Origin of the sequence: Acinetobacter sp. ANC 4169 (genome assembly GCF_002135355.1) — a bacterium.
In the GTDB taxonomy this organism is placed as follows: domain Bacteria; phylum Pseudomonadota; class Gammaproteobacteria; order Pseudomonadales; family Moraxellaceae; genus Acinetobacter.
On record NZ_NEGE01000004.1, the window covers coordinates 167,183 to 184,583 of the forward strand.

14 protein-coding genes and 2 tRNA genes are annotated in these 17,401 nt (G+C 44.2%); 6 read left to right on the forward strand and 10 right to left on the reverse strand.

Features of this window, described 5'->3' with window-relative positions:
- Positions 1-9 precede the first annotated feature (9 nt).
- Positions 10-2,532: a penicillin-binding protein PBP1a gene (ponA, locus tag B9T26_RS04795; RefSeq protein ID WP_086198623.1), complete on the forward strand. Its 2,523-nt coding sequence runs from the start codon at positions 10-12 to the stop codon at positions 2,530-2,532.
- Positions 2,533-2,578: 46 nt separating this feature from the next.
- Here ponA and B9T26_RS04800 read toward each other — a convergent pair whose 3' ends face one another.
- From B9T26_RS04800 to B9T26_RS04840, 9 genes are all read right to left on the reverse strand, one after another.
- Entirely contained in the window at positions 2,579-3,382 is an 804-nt protein-coding gene (locus B9T26_RS04800; RefSeq protein ID WP_086198624.1) for a putative RNA methyltransferase, read from the reverse strand.
- A gap of 80 nt (positions 3,383-3,462) precedes the next feature.
- Positions 3,463-4,581 carry a phospho-N-acetylmuramoyl-pentapeptide-transferase gene (gene mraY, locus B9T26_RS04805; protein WP_086198625.1) on the reverse strand — a complete coding sequence of 373 codons (1,119 nt, stop codon included), beginning with the start codon at positions 4,579-4,581 and terminating at the stop codon, positions 3,463-3,465.
- A complete protein-coding gene (locus B9T26_RS04810; protein ID WP_086198626.1) occupies positions 4,581-5,990 on the reverse strand; it encodes a UDP-N-acetylmuramoyl-tripeptide--D-alanyl-D-alanine ligase in 1,410 nt (469 codons plus the stop codon). The genes mraY and B9T26_RS04810 overlap by 1 nt, the downstream gene beginning before the upstream one ends.
- Before the next feature lie 9 nt (positions 5,991-5,999).
- On the reverse strand, positions 6,000-7,496 hold the full coding sequence (locus B9T26_RS04815) for a UDP-N-acetylmuramoyl-L-alanyl-D-glutamate--2,6-diaminopimelate ligase (RefSeq protein WP_086198627.1): 1,497 nt from the start codon (positions 7,494-7,496) through the stop codon (positions 6,000-6,002).
- A 10-nt stretch (positions 7,497-7,506) separates the two neighbouring features.
- The gene (gene ftsI, locus B9T26_RS04820; RefSeq protein WP_086198628.1) at positions 7,507-9,333 is read right to left on the reverse strand and encodes a penicillin-binding protein PBP3; all 1,827 of its coding nucleotides are present in this window, start codon (positions 9,331-9,333) and stop codon (positions 7,507-7,509) included.
- A gap of 13 nt (positions 9,334-9,346) precedes the next feature.
- Entirely contained in the window at positions 9,347-9,679 is a 333-nt protein-coding gene (gene ftsL / locus B9T26_RS04825) for a cell division protein FtsL (RefSeq protein WP_086198629.1), read from the reverse strand.
- Complete coding sequence (gene rsmH, locus B9T26_RS04830) at positions 9,679-10,602, reverse strand: 16S rRNA (cytosine(1402)-N(4))-methyltransferase RsmH (RefSeq protein ID WP_086198630.1); 924 nt, start codon at positions 10,600-10,602, stop codon at positions 9,679-9,681. The genes ftsL and rsmH overlap by 1 nt, the downstream gene beginning before the upstream one ends.
- A gap of 405 nt (positions 10,603-11,007) precedes the next feature.
- Positions 11,008-12,027: a sulfate ABC transporter substrate-binding protein gene (locus B9T26_RS04835; RefSeq protein ID WP_086198631.1), complete on the reverse strand. Its 1,020-nt coding sequence runs from the start codon at positions 12,025-12,027 to the stop codon at positions 11,008-11,010.
- A 240-nt stretch (positions 12,028-12,267) separates the two neighbouring features.
- Positions 12,268-13,269: a sulfate ABC transporter substrate-binding protein gene (locus tag B9T26_RS04840; protein ID WP_086198632.1), complete on the reverse strand. Its 1,002-nt coding sequence runs from the start codon at positions 13,267-13,269 to the stop codon at positions 12,268-12,270.
- Positions 13,270-13,631: 362 nt separating this feature from the next.
- Here B9T26_RS04840 and B9T26_RS04845 point away from each other — a divergent pair, with 362 nt between their 5' ends.
- The 5 genes from B9T26_RS04845 (at position 13,632) to B9T26_RS04865 (ending at position 16,324) form a co-directional block, all read left to right on the forward strand.
- Positions 13,632-13,934, forward strand: coding sequence for a hypothetical protein (locus B9T26_RS04845; protein ID WP_086198633.1), 303 nt, complete (start codon positions 13,632-13,634; stop codon positions 13,932-13,934).
- A 131-nt stretch (positions 13,935-14,065) separates the two neighbouring features.
- Complete coding sequence (gltX, locus tag B9T26_RS04850; RefSeq protein ID WP_086198634.1) at positions 14,066-15,574, forward strand: glutamate--tRNA ligase; 1,509 nt, start codon at positions 14,066-14,068, stop codon at positions 15,572-15,574.
- A 57-nt stretch (positions 15,575-15,631) separates the two neighbouring features.
- Positions 15,632-15,707: transfer RNA gene (locus B9T26_RS04855), tRNA-Ala, on the forward strand.
- A gap of 32 nt (positions 15,708-15,739) precedes the next feature.
- Positions 15,740-15,815 (forward strand) — tRNA-Glu (locus B9T26_RS04860).
- A 167-nt stretch (positions 15,816-15,982) separates the two neighbouring features.
- Positions 15,983-16,324, forward strand: a complete 342-nt coding sequence (locus tag B9T26_RS04865; protein ID WP_086198635.1) for a hypothetical protein — start codon at positions 15,983-15,985, stop codon at positions 16,322-16,324.
- A gap of 51 nt (positions 16,325-16,375) precedes the next feature.
- On the opposite strand, the gene B9T26_RS04870 is transcribed toward B9T26_RS04865, so the two are convergent.
- Positions 16,376-17,311, reverse strand: coding sequence for a cation diffusion facilitator family transporter (locus B9T26_RS04870; RefSeq protein WP_086198636.1), 936 nt, complete (start codon positions 17,309-17,311; stop codon positions 16,376-16,378).
- Positions 17,312-17,401 lie beyond the last annotated feature (90 nt).

The following is a 17,401-nucleotide window of genomic DNA, read 5'->3' on the forward strand; positions in this document are numbered from 1 at the left end:
TTACTTGTTATGAAAAAGCTATCACGTTCGGGCCATGTTCATCCATTTTTTTTGATCATAATTATAGTTTTGGTCTCAATTCCGATGGGATTTTATGGCATGTATCTCTATATTGCCCCATCCCTACCTAAAATGACCACCTTAAAAAAGGCGCCGTTATTAAAACCCTTACAAGTATATAGTGTCGATAATGAGCTTATTGCTGAGTATGGCGGAAAATTATCCGTTCCTGTGGAATACAAACAGATTCCAAAACCCTTTATTTCGGCCTTTCTTGCTGCTGAGGATTCATCCTTCTTTGAACATAGCGGTATTAGTTTCAAAGGTTTAGGACGTGCGGTCAGTGAAACCATTACCGGTTCCAATGTACAAACCGGTGGTTCTACTATCACTATGCAGGTAGCCAAAAATTATTATTTGACACCAGAGCGCACCCTAAAACGTAAACTGACTGAAATTTTCTTAGCACGTAAAATTGAACAGAACCTGACCAAGGAAGAAATTCTCACCTTATATGTGAATAAAATTTTCTTGGGTAAAAATGCCTACGGCATTGCTGCAGCTGCAAAAATTTACTACAACAAAAATCTGGATCAGCTCAGTATTGCTCAAATGGCCATGATTGCAGGGCTGCCCAAAGCACCCTCAAAATACAATCCTGTGGTCAATCCTACCCGCGCCCTGGAACGTCGCAACTGGATTCTGGGTCGTATGCTACAGCTAGGTTATATCAATCAGGCTCAGTATAAACAGGCTATTGCCGAACCGATTAACCTCGATATGCCTGAACGTGGCATCAATAATAAATTTCCCTATGTGGGCGAAATGGTACGTTCAGAATTGATGGAAAAGTTTGGTGAACAAGCAATTGATTCTGGATATAAAGTCTATACCACCATCAATAGCCAACGTCAGGCCTTCGCAGAACAATCGGTACAAGAAGGTCTCGAAGCCTATGACCGCCGACATGGCTGGAGAGGTGCTGAAGCACATGACAAACCCTTGAGCGAATTCATGGCGTATGCAAATACCTATCCTGCCAAGGTGATTAAAGTCGATAAAAATGCTTTTGAAGCATTGATGCAAGATGGCTCTAGCGTGACTGTACCGTGGTCGGGCATGTCTTGGGCTTCTCCTTACAGAAATGCCAACAGCGTAGGGCCTGCTCCACGCACAGCTTCCCAAATTGTTAAAGTAAACGATATTATTCGATTACGCCCGAATGACAATAAAACCTCTTGGGCACTGGTACAAATTCCTAAAGCCCAAGGTCAGCTCATTGCATTAAATCCCAACAACGGCGCAATTGAAGCCATTGTCGGTGGATATAATTTTTACCAGTCCAAATTTAACCGTGCCTTGCAAGGTTGGCGTCAGCCAGGTTCTACCATCAAGCCCTTTGTTTATGCATTGGCACTTGAGCGTGGTATGACCCCCTACAGCATGGTCAATGACAGTCCGATCACGATTGGAAAATGGTCACCGAAAAACTCGGATGGTCGTTATCTTGGCATGATTCCATTACGTCGCGCCTTGTATTTATCACGAAATACAGTGTCGGTTCGCCTGCTGCAAACAGTCGGCATTGAGCGTACCCGACAATTACTGATGGATTTCGGTTTGCATGAAAATCAGATCCCTCGAAATTACACCATTGCTTTAGGTACACCACAAGTTCTTCCGATTCAAATGGCCACAGGCTATGCCACCTTCGCCAATGGCGGTTACCGTATTCAGCCGCACTTTATTGACCGTATTGAAGATGCTTATGGCAAAGTGATTTATCAAAGTAACCCAGACTATGCATGTATTTCCTGCATCAACCAAACTGATGAAGAAACTGAATCTGCAGAACCGGTGACACCTGATGATGAAGTAATTAACGTCACCAATCAGACCTTAGCAGAAGAAAAAGAACTGGCCAAACTTGAACTGGATGAAGCAAAAAGCCAGTATCGTCAGGCACAGCGTGTCTTGAAATCAAGCTCTGCATATGACATGGCCAATATTCTACGTGATGTGATTCAGCATGGTACCGGACGTGCCGCACTAAGAATTGGCCGTGATGACCTTGGTGGTAAAACCGGAACCACCAATGATGCCAAAGATGCCTGGTTTGCCGGTTTTAATGGCAAACTGGTGACGGTTGCCTGGGTCGGTTTTGACCAGCCTACCACCTTGGGTCGCCGTGAGTATGGTGGTGTTGCCGCCTTGCCGATCTGGACCAACTTTATGGGCAATGCCTTAAAAGGCACGCCAGCAGCTTGGGTTCATTTTGACAAAAATGCCAAAGCACCCACCAACCACAACCAGACAATTATTGTAGGTGAACCGACAGATCGTTCATCTCCCCCATTGGCTCGTCCATTGTATCGTCCGGCACCTGTTGCTCCAGCACGGGCACCAGAAAGTGACTTTGATGATCTTCCTGGAGAGGAAATCCTGGTTCCGAATAATGCCACCGCTCCAAACATGCAAAAACAAAACAACAAACCGGATGCACTGGATAATCTGATTGATGTATTTGAATAGCATTAAAAAAGCCCTCAGTTGAGGGCTTTTTTATTATTTACTCAATCTATTTCTTTTTGAATAAATAAATCTGGAATTGGGCTTTTAACTCAAATTGTTTTAGTTGTTCTAATGCCTGACGACGTTCTGGCTTGGCTTTATAGGCATAAGGCGTCATGGCAATCAGATGCTTTAAATCTTCCTGTTGCAAAATAAAGGGCGCTTCCACGATGCTCTCCTCCACCAGCTCAAATACATCTTCCAATTGAGCTACAAACTTATGCGGTTCATGCGGGTTCACTTCTTCAAAAAGCGCCTCGCGCATGGCATATAAATGCTCTGTTGCAGGCGTGACCACCATCAAATAGGCATGCGGCTTAAGTACACGCAATATTTCCTGTTTTGGAATGGGGCTAAACAAGCTGGTACACAAGTCGATCGATGCATCTAAAACAGGTAATGTTGCACCTGTTCCAACCACCCAGGTCACATTTTTATTCAGCTTGGCTGCAACCTGAACTGCATTTTTCGCAATATCCACCCCCACACATTGCAGCACTTCCGCCTGCATGGCATTGGTGTAATAACCTTCACCACAACCGATATCCAGCAGATTTTCAATGCGTAAATCGCGAATTTTTTCAACCACTGCCTGTTGTAAAGGCGCATAAAAACCTGCACTTAAAAATGCACGACGCGCCTGTACCGATTCAGGCGTATCACCCGGATTTTTACTGTGCTTATGCTGCACCACATGCAGGTTCACATAGCCTTGTTTTGCCACGTCATAACTGTGGTTATTCACACAGTGCCATGTTTTTTCGGTCAGTTTCAATGCTTCATGACAGACAGGACACATCAGCAGATTCATATTTTTCTCCAGTGCCTGAAATCAGGCGATAAAAAAGCCGGCAGATGTGGGAGCAAATGCCGGCTCTTTCGAATATTTGCTTAACGCAATTTTAAGGTCATTAAGCCTAAAACTACCAGCATAATTGTGATAATCCAGAAACGAATCACCACCTGGGTTTCACGCCAGCCTTTTTTCTCGTAATGATGATGCAGCGGCGCCATCAGGAAAACCCGCTTGTTGCGCATACGTAGCGAGCCGATCTGCAGGAACACCGAAATGGCTTCTACCACAAAAACCCCACCCATAATCGCAAATACGATTTCCTGACGAACCATGACTGCAATGGTACCCAGCATCGCACCTAAGGATAAGGCACCGACATCACCCATGAACACTTGGGCAGGATGGGCGTTATACCAAAGGAAGGCCAAGCCCGCACCAATCATGGCAGCACAGATCACCACCAATTCAGAGGAATATTTCACATAAGGCATGTGTAGATAATTGGCAAAACGAACATCCCCTGCAAGGTAGGCAAACACGCCCAAACCTGCTGCAACCAGAACGATTGGCATAATTGCCAGACCATCCAGACCATCGGTCAGGTTGACCGCATTGGAGGCACCGTTAATCACCAAATAAGTAAAGATAATAAAACCAATTCCCAAAGGAATAACCGAGAATGGAATAGACAGATTTTTAAAGAACGGAATTAATAAATCCAGCATATTCGCGGTATGTATAGGATTGGCCTGCTGAGTAGCAATTACATACAGCGCAATACCGGCGCCTAATGATCCGACTGAAGTCCAGAAGAATTTTTTCCGTGCAGGCAAGCCGGCATTGTCTTTATAACGGACTTTAATCCAGTCATCTGCCCAACCTACGGCACCAAAGATCACCATCACCCCAAGCACAATCCAGACATAAGGATTAGATAAATCGGCCCAAAGCAAAGTTGATATCCCAATCGAGAGTAGGATCAAAATCCCGCCCATGGTCGGTGTACCCATTTTTTTGGCATGACCTTCAGGAGCAAACGAACTGACTGCTTGGCCATATTTGAGTGCTTGTAGCTTACGGATCATCACTGGACCCAAAACCAGTCCAATAGTCAATGCAGTTAATACACTGAGCAAAGCACGTAGTGTTAAATAACGAACCACCTGAAACGAGCTGTTATAGCCCGCCAGTTGTTCAAATAGCCATAACAGCATTAAATTTTCTCCATCAAATCAGCCATCAATGTTTCCATGTGGGTATAGCGAGAACCTTTAAACAGGAAACTCATGGATTGAGGTTGATGTGTTTCAATTAAACCAAGTAAGAAAGGAAGAGCTTGTGCCTGAGTCAAAAAGGCCTGCAATTTTTTGCCATACTGGGTACTGCGCGCGCCTTCTTGTGTGGCCGGCGCAAATTCACCCACGGCAACCACGAAGTGAACGCCCTGTACCGAAACCAGGTCACGGCCCAGCATATAGTGTTGCTGGGCTGCACTTGCACCCAATTCACCAATATCGCCAATCACCATCACCTTGACACCTTCCTGCTGAGCAAGCACTTCTGCCGCTGCACGCATGGAAGTCGGATTGGCATTGTAAGTATCATCAATAAACAGATGCTTTTCAGTATGGATAAAGTTCAAACGACCTTTAGCACCCGTCGCTTGTTCCAGACCAATCACAATATCGTCCAGCGCAACACCAATCGCGAGAGCAAAAGCTGTCGCAGCAGTGGCATTCTGAACATTATGTTCACCGGCAAATGGCAAATTGATCTGACGTACACCTTGAGGGGTATTTAAAGTAAAACCGGAAGATTGTGGATGCAATTCAATGTCAGTGGCGAACACATCCCCACCCTGTCCGAAACTCAAGACTTTTTCAGTCTGTACTGCCTGACGAATGGATTCGGCAAAATCGTCAGCCGCCGGAACGATCGAAGTCCCTGTTTTGGCAATATGCGCATAAATTTCCGATTTGGCACGACAGATACCATCGCGTCCGCCAAATTCACCCAAATGTGCCGTACCAATGTTGATAATCCCGGCGACATGCGGTTGCACCAGATTTGAAGTGTAATCAATCTCCCCCTGATGGCTCGCGCCAAGTTCCATGACCGCAAACTGATGTTCGGCACGCAGCTCGAGCAACATCATTGGCACACCCAAATCGTTATTCAGGTTACCGCGGGTAATTAAGGTTGGTGCCAGACGCGATAAAATACTGCCCAGCATTTCCTTGGTGGTAGTTTTACCACTGCTACCGGTCAGCGCAATCACTTTCAATTGTGAGTTCTGCGCACGACGATATGCGCCTAAATGACCAAGGGCTAAACGTGTATCTGCCACCACAAGCTGACAGATATCTGCATCTACCGGATGGCTGACAATCGCAATTTCACAGCCATTGCCTGCCACTTGAGCAACAAAGTCATGCGCATCAAAACGCTCACCTTGCAGGGCAAGAAAAGCATCCCCTTTTTCTGCGAAACGTGAATCGGTCAAAATTCGTTTGATTTCGCCTTGAGGCACTTTCTCATTCAACCAGTAACCTTGGCTGGCTTCAGCCAGTTGTGCGGCTGTCCACGACTCTAAAGGTACTGTACTGGTAGTCGATGTATGCATGATGGTTTCCTATTGCGCAGGATAAGCTGAATCTGGGGTGTGATGTTGTGCGTCGATCGCGGATCGCACTTCTACCACATCATCAAACCAATGACGTACGCCATCAATTTCCTGATAGTTTTCATGCCCCTTGCCGGCAATGACCACAATGTCACCGGCCTGAGCCTGTTTCACTGCAAATTTAATCGCTTCACGGCGGTCATGAATTTCATGCACTGTATGTGCTGAAAAATCGATTCCCGCTTTCATGTCGGCAAAAATCTGCTCTGGATTTTCGGTGCGCGGATTGTCTGAAGTGATCAGTGCGACATCGGCATGATCCAAGGCAGCCTGGGTCATCAGCGGACGCTTGCCACGGTCACGGTCGCCACCACAGCCAAATACTGCCCATAAATTTTTCGATACATGGCGTTTTAAAGTGGTCAGCACCTGAATCAGGGCATCTGGAGTATGGGCATAATCCACAACAAACAGACGCTCGCCGTCACGGATCACCTGCATACGGCCCGGTGCACCTTGCAGCTTCGGTGCAACTGCAATCAAATCCGCCAGCTTAAAGCCTGCCTGCTCTGCAGCAATCAGACTTGCGACAATATTTTCGATATTAAAATGACCGAGCAATGGGCTATGCACTTCAAATTTACCCTGTGCCGTGCACAGTTTAAAGCATGCACCGCTTAAGCTATATTGAATATTTTCAACTTGATAGTCAGCGTTCTGAGTGATTGAGTAAGTGAGAATTTTGGGTTGGGCCGGATTTGATTGTGCAGCCTCAATCATGACATGCGCATGCTCATCATCAATGTTGATAATCGCCACTTTCAAAGTGGAAAATTTGAATAATCGCGACTTGGCTTCAGCATAGGCTTCAAGCGTACCGTGATAATCCAGATGGTCACGGCTCAAGTTGCTATACGCCGCAATTTCGATATCGCAGCCATTCAAGCGGCCCTGTTCCAGACCGTGTGAGCTGGCTTCAATCGCAGCAAATTCAGCGCCCTGCTGAGCATATTCATGCAATGCATTTTGCAGCTGCAAAGCATCCAGCGTGGTATGCGAAGAGGCTTCCAGATTCGGTAAAATACCGTTACCGGTGGTTCCCATCACGGCACATTTCTTGCCTTGCAACATCAACAGTTCAGCAATTAAACGCGAGATGGTGGTTTTACCGTTGGTTCCAGTCACTGCAATAATCTGTGCCGCCTGCACTGGCTGACTGGCCTGCAAATACTGTTTTTGCCATTGTCCCATCAAATGACGAACTGTAGGCACCACAATACTGTTTTCCAAGCCTAACTCCGTTTCACTCACTACCGCCAAGGCACCACCTGCCAAAGCCGATTGGGCAAATTGCAGCGTTTTTTCAGGCTGAGAAAAACTAGTCAGGGCAATAAAAATTTGCCCTGCTTCAACTTTACGACTATCTAAACTAAAGCCACCGAATGGCTTGCTCATCCATCCAGCGGTTTTGTCAGTACTGTAGAGATCTTGAAATGTAATCGACATTCATCACCTGTTACTGGATTTTGGGAGTATCTAAAGGTTTATCTAAAGGCACGTTCATCAAACGTAATGATTCTTGCATCACCCGTGCAAACACAGGTGCGGCCACCAAACCACCGTAATATTGCCCCTTCGGATTTTCCACCACAATGACCATGGCCAAGCGCGGATCACTGACAGGTGCCATACCGGCAAACAGCGCACGGTATTCCGAGTCTGAATAGCCTTTACGGTCTGCACGCAATTTATGTGCTGTCCCGGTCTTACCCGCCACACGATAACCCGGAATATTAGCCTGCTGTGCCGTACCACCCGGTAAGGTCACCGCTTCCATCATCAACAGCACCTGTTCGGCAATTTTGGCATCGACAATCTGCTCACCCTTCGGCGGCTGTTCCAGTTTGTACAAACTTAAAGGCACTTTCCTACCTTTATTGGCGATCATGGCATAGGCATCGGCAATTTGCAGTACGGTCGCGTTCAGACCATAACCATAGGCCATGGTACCCACTTCCGATACATTCCATTTGCTTGGCGGTAAAATCAAACCGGCACTTTCACCCGGGAATTTAACTGCGGAACGTTGCCCCATGCCTACACGCTTATAGAAGGTAGGCAAGGTTGCATAAGGCAGTGACAAAGCAATTTTTGCCACACCCACGTTGGAAGATTTCTGGATAATGCCACCCAAAGTCAGTACACCATAGTTATGGGTATCGCGGATGGTATGGTTGCCAATACGCATACTACCCGGCGATGTATTGACGATAGAGTTCGCGGTATATTTGCCACTTTCCAGCGCCATCGCCACTGTCAGCGGCTTCATGGTAGAACCCGGTTCGAATGAATCGACTGCACCGCGGTTACGCATGGCATCTTTATTGGTTAAACTTTTTTTATCGTTCGGGTTATAAGATGGCCAGCTGGTCATCGCCAGGATTTCACCGGTTTTGACATCTACAGCAATTGCAGTGGCAGAACGTGCATTATTAGCCACACCGGCAGCGGTCAATTCACGGTACAGAATATATTGCAGACGCGAATCGATACTTAAGGTGATGTTTTCCCCGGCTTCAACTTCTTTGATAATTTCAGGATCTTTAAAACGGTTGCCTTTTTTATCGCGCACAATTTGCTGTTCACCATCATGACCAGACAAAGCACTATTCAGCTGCATCTCCAGACCTTCAATCCCGGTTCCTTCACTATTGGTCAAACCAATAATCTGGGCATTCGGCTGCGGCTGCGGATAGTAACGCTTATAGTTTTTCTCGGTATAAACACCCTGGAACTCACGTTTGGCGATCAGTTCAGCTTGCTGAGGTGGAATTTCTTTTTGCAGGACCAAATAACGTGAACGAGGTTTATCGTTCATCTTCTTTTTCAACTCTGCACGATCAATACCAACCGCATCGGCAAGTTCATCCAGATTGAGGTTTTTATCGGGTAACTGGCGTTTCAGTTTGCGGTTGTTTGGATCTTTAGCCAGTTCTGCAGTAATCTCGTCAAACAGTTTTTTGGTTTCAAAATAGTCGCGCGGATCAATCACCACTTTCATGACCGGCGTACTAATCGCCAAGGGCACGCCATGACGGTCATAGATCACGCCACGCATCGCCTTAACTTTTTCAGTTCTTAAAATATTGGCATTGGCCTTGTTCTGCAAGAAGTCCTTATTGATGACCTGTACATAAAATGCACGACCCACCAAAGCCAAAAAGCACAGTAAAACCACGCTCCACATCAGATAAAAACGCCACATGTCTACGCTAAGGGCGGTTTTCTCGGTAATCGGCTGCTGCTTTTTGCGTGTTGCCTGACTTGTTCTCTTGTCCACCATATTACAGCTAGCCTTATTTTTTATGTTCTGGAGTCATTGGTAAAGAAATTACAACCGTCTGTGCAGCAGGTGGCGAGTACATGCGTAATTGTGTTACCGCACGCGTGCCAATTTGCGCCGTTGCACCAAAGGTTTGTTGCTCAATCAGCAAACGCCCCCACTCTGCATTCAGATCATCCCTTTCCCGCATAAAAGAACTTAACTCGCGATAATCATGACGATACTCAAACACCTGAAATACCACCATCAATGCGCTAACAAAGACCAGCAGCAGCAAAACGATATAACTGATGATTTTTTTCATCGGCTTTTTGTCGGTTTTCTTTTCAACAACTTCAGTTTTCATTATTCGCCTTTTGAAGCTAAGCGCTCTGCAACTCTAAGCCATGCACTGCGAGAACGAGGGTTGGCTTTGACCTCTTCTTCACTGGCACGAACTCGGGAAATTTTCTTTAAACGACGGGTATCTTCCCGTTCTTGTGGCATACCCCAACTGGTATCTTCCGCTAAAGTCGATTCTTTTTGAATAAATTGTTTAATCAGACGGTCTTCCAGTGAATGGAAACTGATCACCGCCAAACGTCCCTCGGGTTTTAAAACTTCCACAGCCTGTGGCAGGAAAGCTTCAATATCTTCTAATTCTTTATTAATGGCAATACGGATGGCCTGAAAAGTTCGGGTTGCAGCATGTTTATTTTTTTCCCATTTCGGATGGGCAACTTTGACAATTTCAGCCAGTTGAGCCGTGGTTTCAATATAACCTGCCGCTTTAATGGCTTTGGCAATACGGCGGCTATAACGCTCTTCACCATACTTGAAAATCACATTGGCCAAAGCTTCTTCTTCAATATTGACTAACCATTCAGCTGCAGTTGGACCTTGCGAGTTATCCATACGCATATCCAGTGGCCCATCTTTCATAAAACTAAAACCACGTTCCGCCTGATCAAGCTGTGGAGAGGACACCCCTAAATCCGCCATTACCCCATCAACCTGGTCGATGCCCAAAGCTTCCAGTTCCTGCTTTAAATCGGCAAAGCTGGCATGGATAATCTTAAAACGTGAATCTTCCTGTTCTAATTCAGCCGCTGTTTCTAGCGCTTGCGGATCTTTATCAAAGGCATAGACGCGGGCATTTTCATCTAACTTAGACAGCAATAAACGGGTATGACCACCTCGACCAAAAGTGCCATCGACGTAAATTCCTGTATTGCGATCTGCCAATAAGGCATCAACAGTTTCGTGAAGTAATACAGAAATATGCGACATAAGGGTTCAATCAATACTAGGAAAAATGTAACTGCACATTATTACCTTGTTTTAACAAAGCTCCAAACGACTTTTTGTAGGGAAATATTACTTTTCATAGAGAAAACCGTTTTTGGCGATTTTTCTGGGAAGGTATCTTATTTTAAAAACGCTATTGTTCTATTTATTGTTGGTTAAAATCTGCCGATCTAGACATCACTTGATCAGCAGCTAAATGGAAGCTTTCCTACTATTAATTCCCTAGATCTAGCTGAGTGATCTGTTGTTTATTTACGTCAAAATTACCGTTACCGATCACGGGCAGTTGCCTTGCCCTGCTGGACTTGATTTAGCTATGAATCATGAGCCCAAATCACAATAAAAAAGCCAATCACAACGGATTGGCTTTTTTTAGATCACACAGAATTAACGCTTGCTATTATAAATCTGGTCAAAAACCCCACCATTTACAAAATGAGTCTGTTGCGCTTTAGCCCAGCCACCAAATACTTCATCGATAGTGAAGGTTTTCAGTTTAGGGAATTGAGCAGAGTATTTAGCCAACACTTCCGGATTACGTGGACGATAGTAATACTTTGCCGCCATTTCCTGACCCAATGGTGAGTACAAGTAGTTGATATAACCTTTGGCTAACCACTTGTTACCATCTTTCTCTACGTTTTTATCCACGATTGCAACCGATGGTTCAGTTAAGATCGACATGGATGGATAAACAATTTCAAATTTGTTTTTGCCCAGGCTTTTTTGAGTGACCAAGGCTTCATTTTCCCAAGTCAATAACACATCACCAATACCGCGCTCGGCAAATGTAGTCATTGAAGCACGAGCAGCCGAGTCCATCACTTTGACATTGTGGTACATCTTGCCCACAAATTCTTTAGCTTTGGCGTCGTTACCACCCGGTTGTTTCAGCGCATAACCCCAAGCAGATAAGTATACCCAACGTGGTAAACCACCGGTTTTAGGATTCGGGGTAATAATTTGCACACCCCGTTTGGTTAAATCAGACCAGTCTTTAATATGCTTGGGATTGCCTTTACGCACCATAAATACGATGGTTGAGGTATAAGGTGCAGAGTTATGCGGGAATTCTTTTTGCCAGCCCGGCTGGATTTGACCCGACTTGACGATTTCTTCAATATCGTTTGCCAAAGCCAAAGTTACGACATCAGCTTTTAAGCCATCAACCACAGAACGTGCCTGCTTGCCTGAGCCACCATGAGATTGCTTGAAATTCACACTACGCCCAGTGCGCTCTTTCCAGTAAGCCCCAAAAGACTTGTTGAATTCATCATAAAATTCACGTGTTGCATCATAAGAGACATTTAAGAATTCACGGTCTGCCGCCTGAGCAGAAGTTGCAGTAAAAGCAATGCCTGTAGCAAGCAATGCTGCACTGAATAACGCTTTAAATTGAGTTTTCATTGCAATACAGATCAATTATCTTCATTAATGCTAAATATATGAAATAAAGTCATAATTCGCAATGAATTAAACTTCTGACAATTCAAGCAAATACTTAAACCATTTGTTTAAATTTTTGTTTTTATTCAAGAATCAATCCCATAGTTTATTTATTCCTTATATATACCATTTTCTGGTTTATATATGAAAAAAACGGATAATGAATTATCCGTTTTTATTATTTTATAAACAAAATCGAGCCTAATTTTTTTCACTATAAATTTGATCGAAAATGGCACCATTCACAAAATGGGTTTTCTGTGCCTTGGCCCACCCGCCAAACACATCACCAATGGTAAACAGTTTGATTTTGGGAAATTGTGCTGAATATTTCGCGGCCGCCTGTGCATGACGAGGACGGAAAAAATATTGTGCTGCCAGCTCCTGGCCTTTTGGCGAATATAAATAGTTGAGATAACCTTTAGCCAAGTTACGGTTACCATCCTTATCCACATTTTTATCGACAATTGCCACCGATGGCTCAGCCAAAATTGAAATGGAAGGATAGACAATCTGATATTTGTCTTTGCCCAGGCCTTGAGTTGCCAATAAGGCTTCATTTTCCCAAGACAACAGCACATCGCCAATACCACGCTCGGCAAAAGTGGTTAAAGAACCGCGTGCACCCGAATCCAGTACTTTTACATTACCATAAAGCTTTTTAACCAGCTCACGGGCTTTACCATCGTTGCCACCCGGCTGTTTCAATGCATAACCCCAAGCGGATAGATAAATCCAGCGCGGTGCACCACCAGTTTTCGGATTTGGCGTAATAATTTCCACACCCGGTTTGGTTAAATCGTTCCAGTCTTTAATATTTTTGGGATTACCCTTGCGCACCAAAAAAACCACGGTCGAGGTATAAGGTGCAGAATTATTCGGAAACTGCTTTTGCCAGTTTTTATGAATCAGGCCAGCATTCACAATTTCATCAACATCGTTGGCCAGAGCCAAAGTCACCACATCGGCTTGCAAACCATCAATCACGGAACGGGCTTGCTTACCTGAGCCGCCATGAGATTGCTTAAAATTGATGTCCTGTCCGGTACGCTCCTTCCAGTATGCGCCAAAGGCCTGATTATATTCCTGATAAAATTCACGGGTCGGATCATAAGATACATTCAGGAAATCTTTCGCGGCGAAACTCTGTGCGCTTATGCCCCCCAGCAATGCCAAAAGTGTAGATGCGATTATTTTTTTCATGTGTAACACTCTTATTTAATAATCAGGACACTATATAAACCAAAAATATTTTTAACAATCATAAACTTATATTATTTTATTGATTAAAAATCGATTTTAGAGATATCCATAAAAATGCTTTAAAATGCACTTTTACAACTAAAACCGACTAGAATAAATCTCAAAGGTGTTGTTTTTCATCAGTCTTCATGTTGTCTCCATATTTTTTTGATACAAAGTGCGCAAGGTTTATAGGTTTTTTATCATTTTGTAAAAAAGTGTGACCCAGTTCTACTTTTGTATTTTTTTGTGTGGTTAAATGGTGTCACACATAGGATTAAAACAATATATAAAATTCCAGCACCAGAAGGGGAGATGTGGAAATGCGATATACAGCAATTATACAAGCGTTAAGTTTAAGTTTAAGTTTAGGGTTTATGGCTCAACTGGGACATGCAGCTGCAATTAAAGCTACCGAAGCCAAATTGACTTTAAGCCCTGAAAAATCTTCATTGATTGAAAAAGCCTTGCAGCAGCAAAAGCACGGCGCAAATACCTTACGTGCCGATAATGATTTAAAGATCCTGACCGAAATTAAAGTTGCACCGACTCAAAGCTTTTTTGCCGCTCAAAACCAGAAATTTAGCCGTTTTGTGCAAGCGCTATTCCCGCAAAACAACTCTTAATTCAGCAGCGAACTTCTTGCCCCTTTAGAAGTTCCCATCTAGCCTAATCATTTCAATGTTGAATTTAACATTAAGTGATTAGGCTTTTTCGTTATAATAGCCCTCATTCACATTCTGAAAAAATATTGGTTATGACTGTTCGTACTCGTATTGCGCCTTCTCCTACCGGCTTTCCACACGTAGGCACTGCTTATATTGCCTTGTTTAACTTATGTTTTGCTAAACAGCATGGCGGTGAATTTATTCTTCGTATTGAAGATACCGATCAACTGCGTTCAACCCCTGAATCTGAAAAAATGATTTTAGATTCATTGCGCTGGTTAGGCTTAAATTGGTCAGAAGGCCCAGATGTGGGCGGTCCACATGCACCGTACCGCCAATCTGAACGTATGGACATCTATAAAAAATATGCTTTGGAACTGGTAGCGAAAGGCCATGCCTTCTACTGCTTCGCAACAAGTGAAGAATTGGATCAAATGCGTGCTGAACAGCAGGCTCGCGGTGAAAGCCCTCGTTATGACGGACGAGGTTTACTGCTTTCTCAAGAAGAAGTTGAACGCCGTTTAGCTGCAGGCGAAGCACACGTGATTCGCATGAAAGTACCGGCTGAAGGCAGCTGTAAATTTGACGATATGCTGCGTGGTGAAGTCGAAATTCCATGGGCACAAGTAGATATGCAAATCCTTCTTAAAACCGATGGCTTGCCTACCTATCACTTGGCTAACGTGGTCGATGACCATCTGATGCAAATCACCCACGTGATTCGTGGTGAAGAATGGATTCCATCGGCACCGAAACACCAGTTGCTTTATAAATACTTTGGCTGGGACATGCCTGTGCTTTGTCACATGCCGTTGCTTCGTAACCCGGACAAATCAAAACTGTCTAAACGTAAAAACCCGACTTCAATCAATTACTACAAAGACATCGGTGTATTACCGGAAGCCTTGCTGAACTATTTAGGCCGTATGGGCTGGTCAATGCCTGACGAACGTGAAAAGTTTACTTTGGCTGAAATGATTGAGCATTTCGACATTAAACGTGTATCACTGGGTGGTCCAATCTTTGATGTGGAAAAACTGAACTGGCTGAATGGCCAATGGATTAAAGCGCTCTCTCCTGCCGAGTTGTTAAATACCTTATTGGCCTGGAAGTCTGACCGCAATACCCTTGAAGAAATTGCCGCGGCCATTCAGCCGCGTATTAACCTGCTTTCTGAAGCCGTGAATTGGGCAGGTTTCTATTTCAACCAGTTCCCAAGCATTAGCAAAGAACAGTTTGAAAGCAAGAAATTGACCGAAGAACAGGTTCGTCAAAGCTTGCAGTTTGCCATTTGGCGCCTGGAAAGCCTGTTCACCTGGAATAATGATACGGTGAGCCAAACCTTAATGGACTTGGCCAACCAGATGGAAGTGAAACTTCGTGATTTCATGCCGACTTTCTTTATTGCCATTGCCGGTTCAACATCTTCGACTCCAGTTATGCAGTCTATGGTGACCATTGGTCCCGATTTAACGTTCGCACGTTTACGTCATGCACTTGAAATTGTCGGCGGTCCGAGCAAAAAAGAAGCAAAAGTTTGGGAAAAACTCAATGAAAGCTTAAAATTGCCGAAAAATGATGCAGTTGATGAAGCATAATTGATTTTATAGTTGACGTGTAAGCACAATAGCCCTAATATTGCGCTCACACAAACTGGGGTCATAGCTCAGTTGGTAGAGCGCTACAATGGCATTGTAGAGGTCAGGAGTTCGATCCTCCTTGACTCCACCAAAGTTTGCTGTTTTACCTGTGTTGCCTCAATTGTCCCTATCGTCTAGAGGCCTAGGACATCGCCCTTTCACGGCGGTAACCGGGGTTCGAATCCCCGTAGGGACGCCATATTCAAGATGACTATAATAGACTTATAGTGATCTGATAAAAAACCCAAGCATTGCGACTTGGGTTTTTTATTGCCTCAATTTTGTCTAAACTTTTATTTGCGCTGTTTTTTGCTTTCTGTGTCATTCCGATTAAAATAAGCAATAGATTAAAATTATGGAGTTGTAATGCAATACCGTTGCCCCAAATGCCAAAGCCCTAAAATTATGCCTGTCGCTCAAGCCGGTAGCCCTGCAGTACGACCTGTAGTTCCCAAAAGCCTTGTTTTTCTAATTCCTGCGGTATTCATTTTATTACTTCTGGTTTTAATTAGCATTGCGATGTGGATTTTTGGCAATGGTGCAGGCTCTACCCTACAAACTGCAACTGTGGTGGTATTTATTATCTGCGTCATCGCCGGTTTCCTGTTTTACCGTGACTTGCCTGATTTTAAAATTTCCATGCAAGGTTTTATGCAGTCACAAAAAAAATGGAAATGTCGTGAATGTAATCACGAATGGGAAATCTAAAATCGATTTGATTTCACATCAGCTTCAATGTTGGTGCTGATGTGAATCTTCCTAATGATTTGAATGTTGCCCCGGATCTTTTGCAGCATGACAATGTGAATGCGCCATACATTCGGTATCTTCAATCTGTAAAGTCATTTCTGTAATACCATGTTGATGGCTTAACATCTCTAGAGCTTGCTGATATAAGGCATGATGATCTGCCTGTGGCGCATAAAGATGTACGGTCAGATGGACATTTTTCGAAGTAATGGCCCAAACCTTCAGCTGATGAATGCTTTCTACATCCTGTAGGCTCAAAAGATCATTACGCAACTGTTCAATATCAATTTCCTCCGGCACCCCTTCGAGCAGAATATTGATACTTTGTTTGAGTAAAATCCAGGTTCTCGGCAATACCCAAAAACCAATCAGCACCGCAATAAGGGTGTCTACCCACATCCAGCCGGTGAAATAGATCACAGCCGCGCCAATAATCACCCCGATCGAACCCACCGCATCACTTAAAACTTCCAGATAAGCACCTTTAACATTCAGGCTTTCTGCCGAGCTGGAAAACAGGATTTTCATGGCAATCAGGTTAATCACCAGACCAATCACAGCCACGCCCAGCATGCCCAGACTCTGGATTTCAGGAGGATGGCTAAAACGTTGATAAGCTTCGAACAGAATATACACCGAGACAACAAATAGCATCGAGGCATTAAACAGCGCCGCCAGAATTTCAAAACGCTGGTAACCAAAAGTTCTTTTATCATCCGCCGGCATTTTGCCAATTTTGATCGCGACCAAGGCAATGGCCAAGGCTGCCGCATCGGTAAACATGTGTGCAGCATCGGAAAGCAGTGCCAGACTTTGGGTGATAAAACCGGCAATGATTTCAATAATTAAAAAGGTGCTAGTGAGTGCCAGGGCAAAGGTCAGCTTTTTGGCATTACCTTCTGTGACTATTGCATGGCTGTGATCATGACCATGATGTTCACCCATGAATGGCTCCCGTTTAATGAATGATAACTTTATTAGTCTTTAAAACAGCATAACAAGCCTACTCAATGTAATACCATTACACCAAATAAA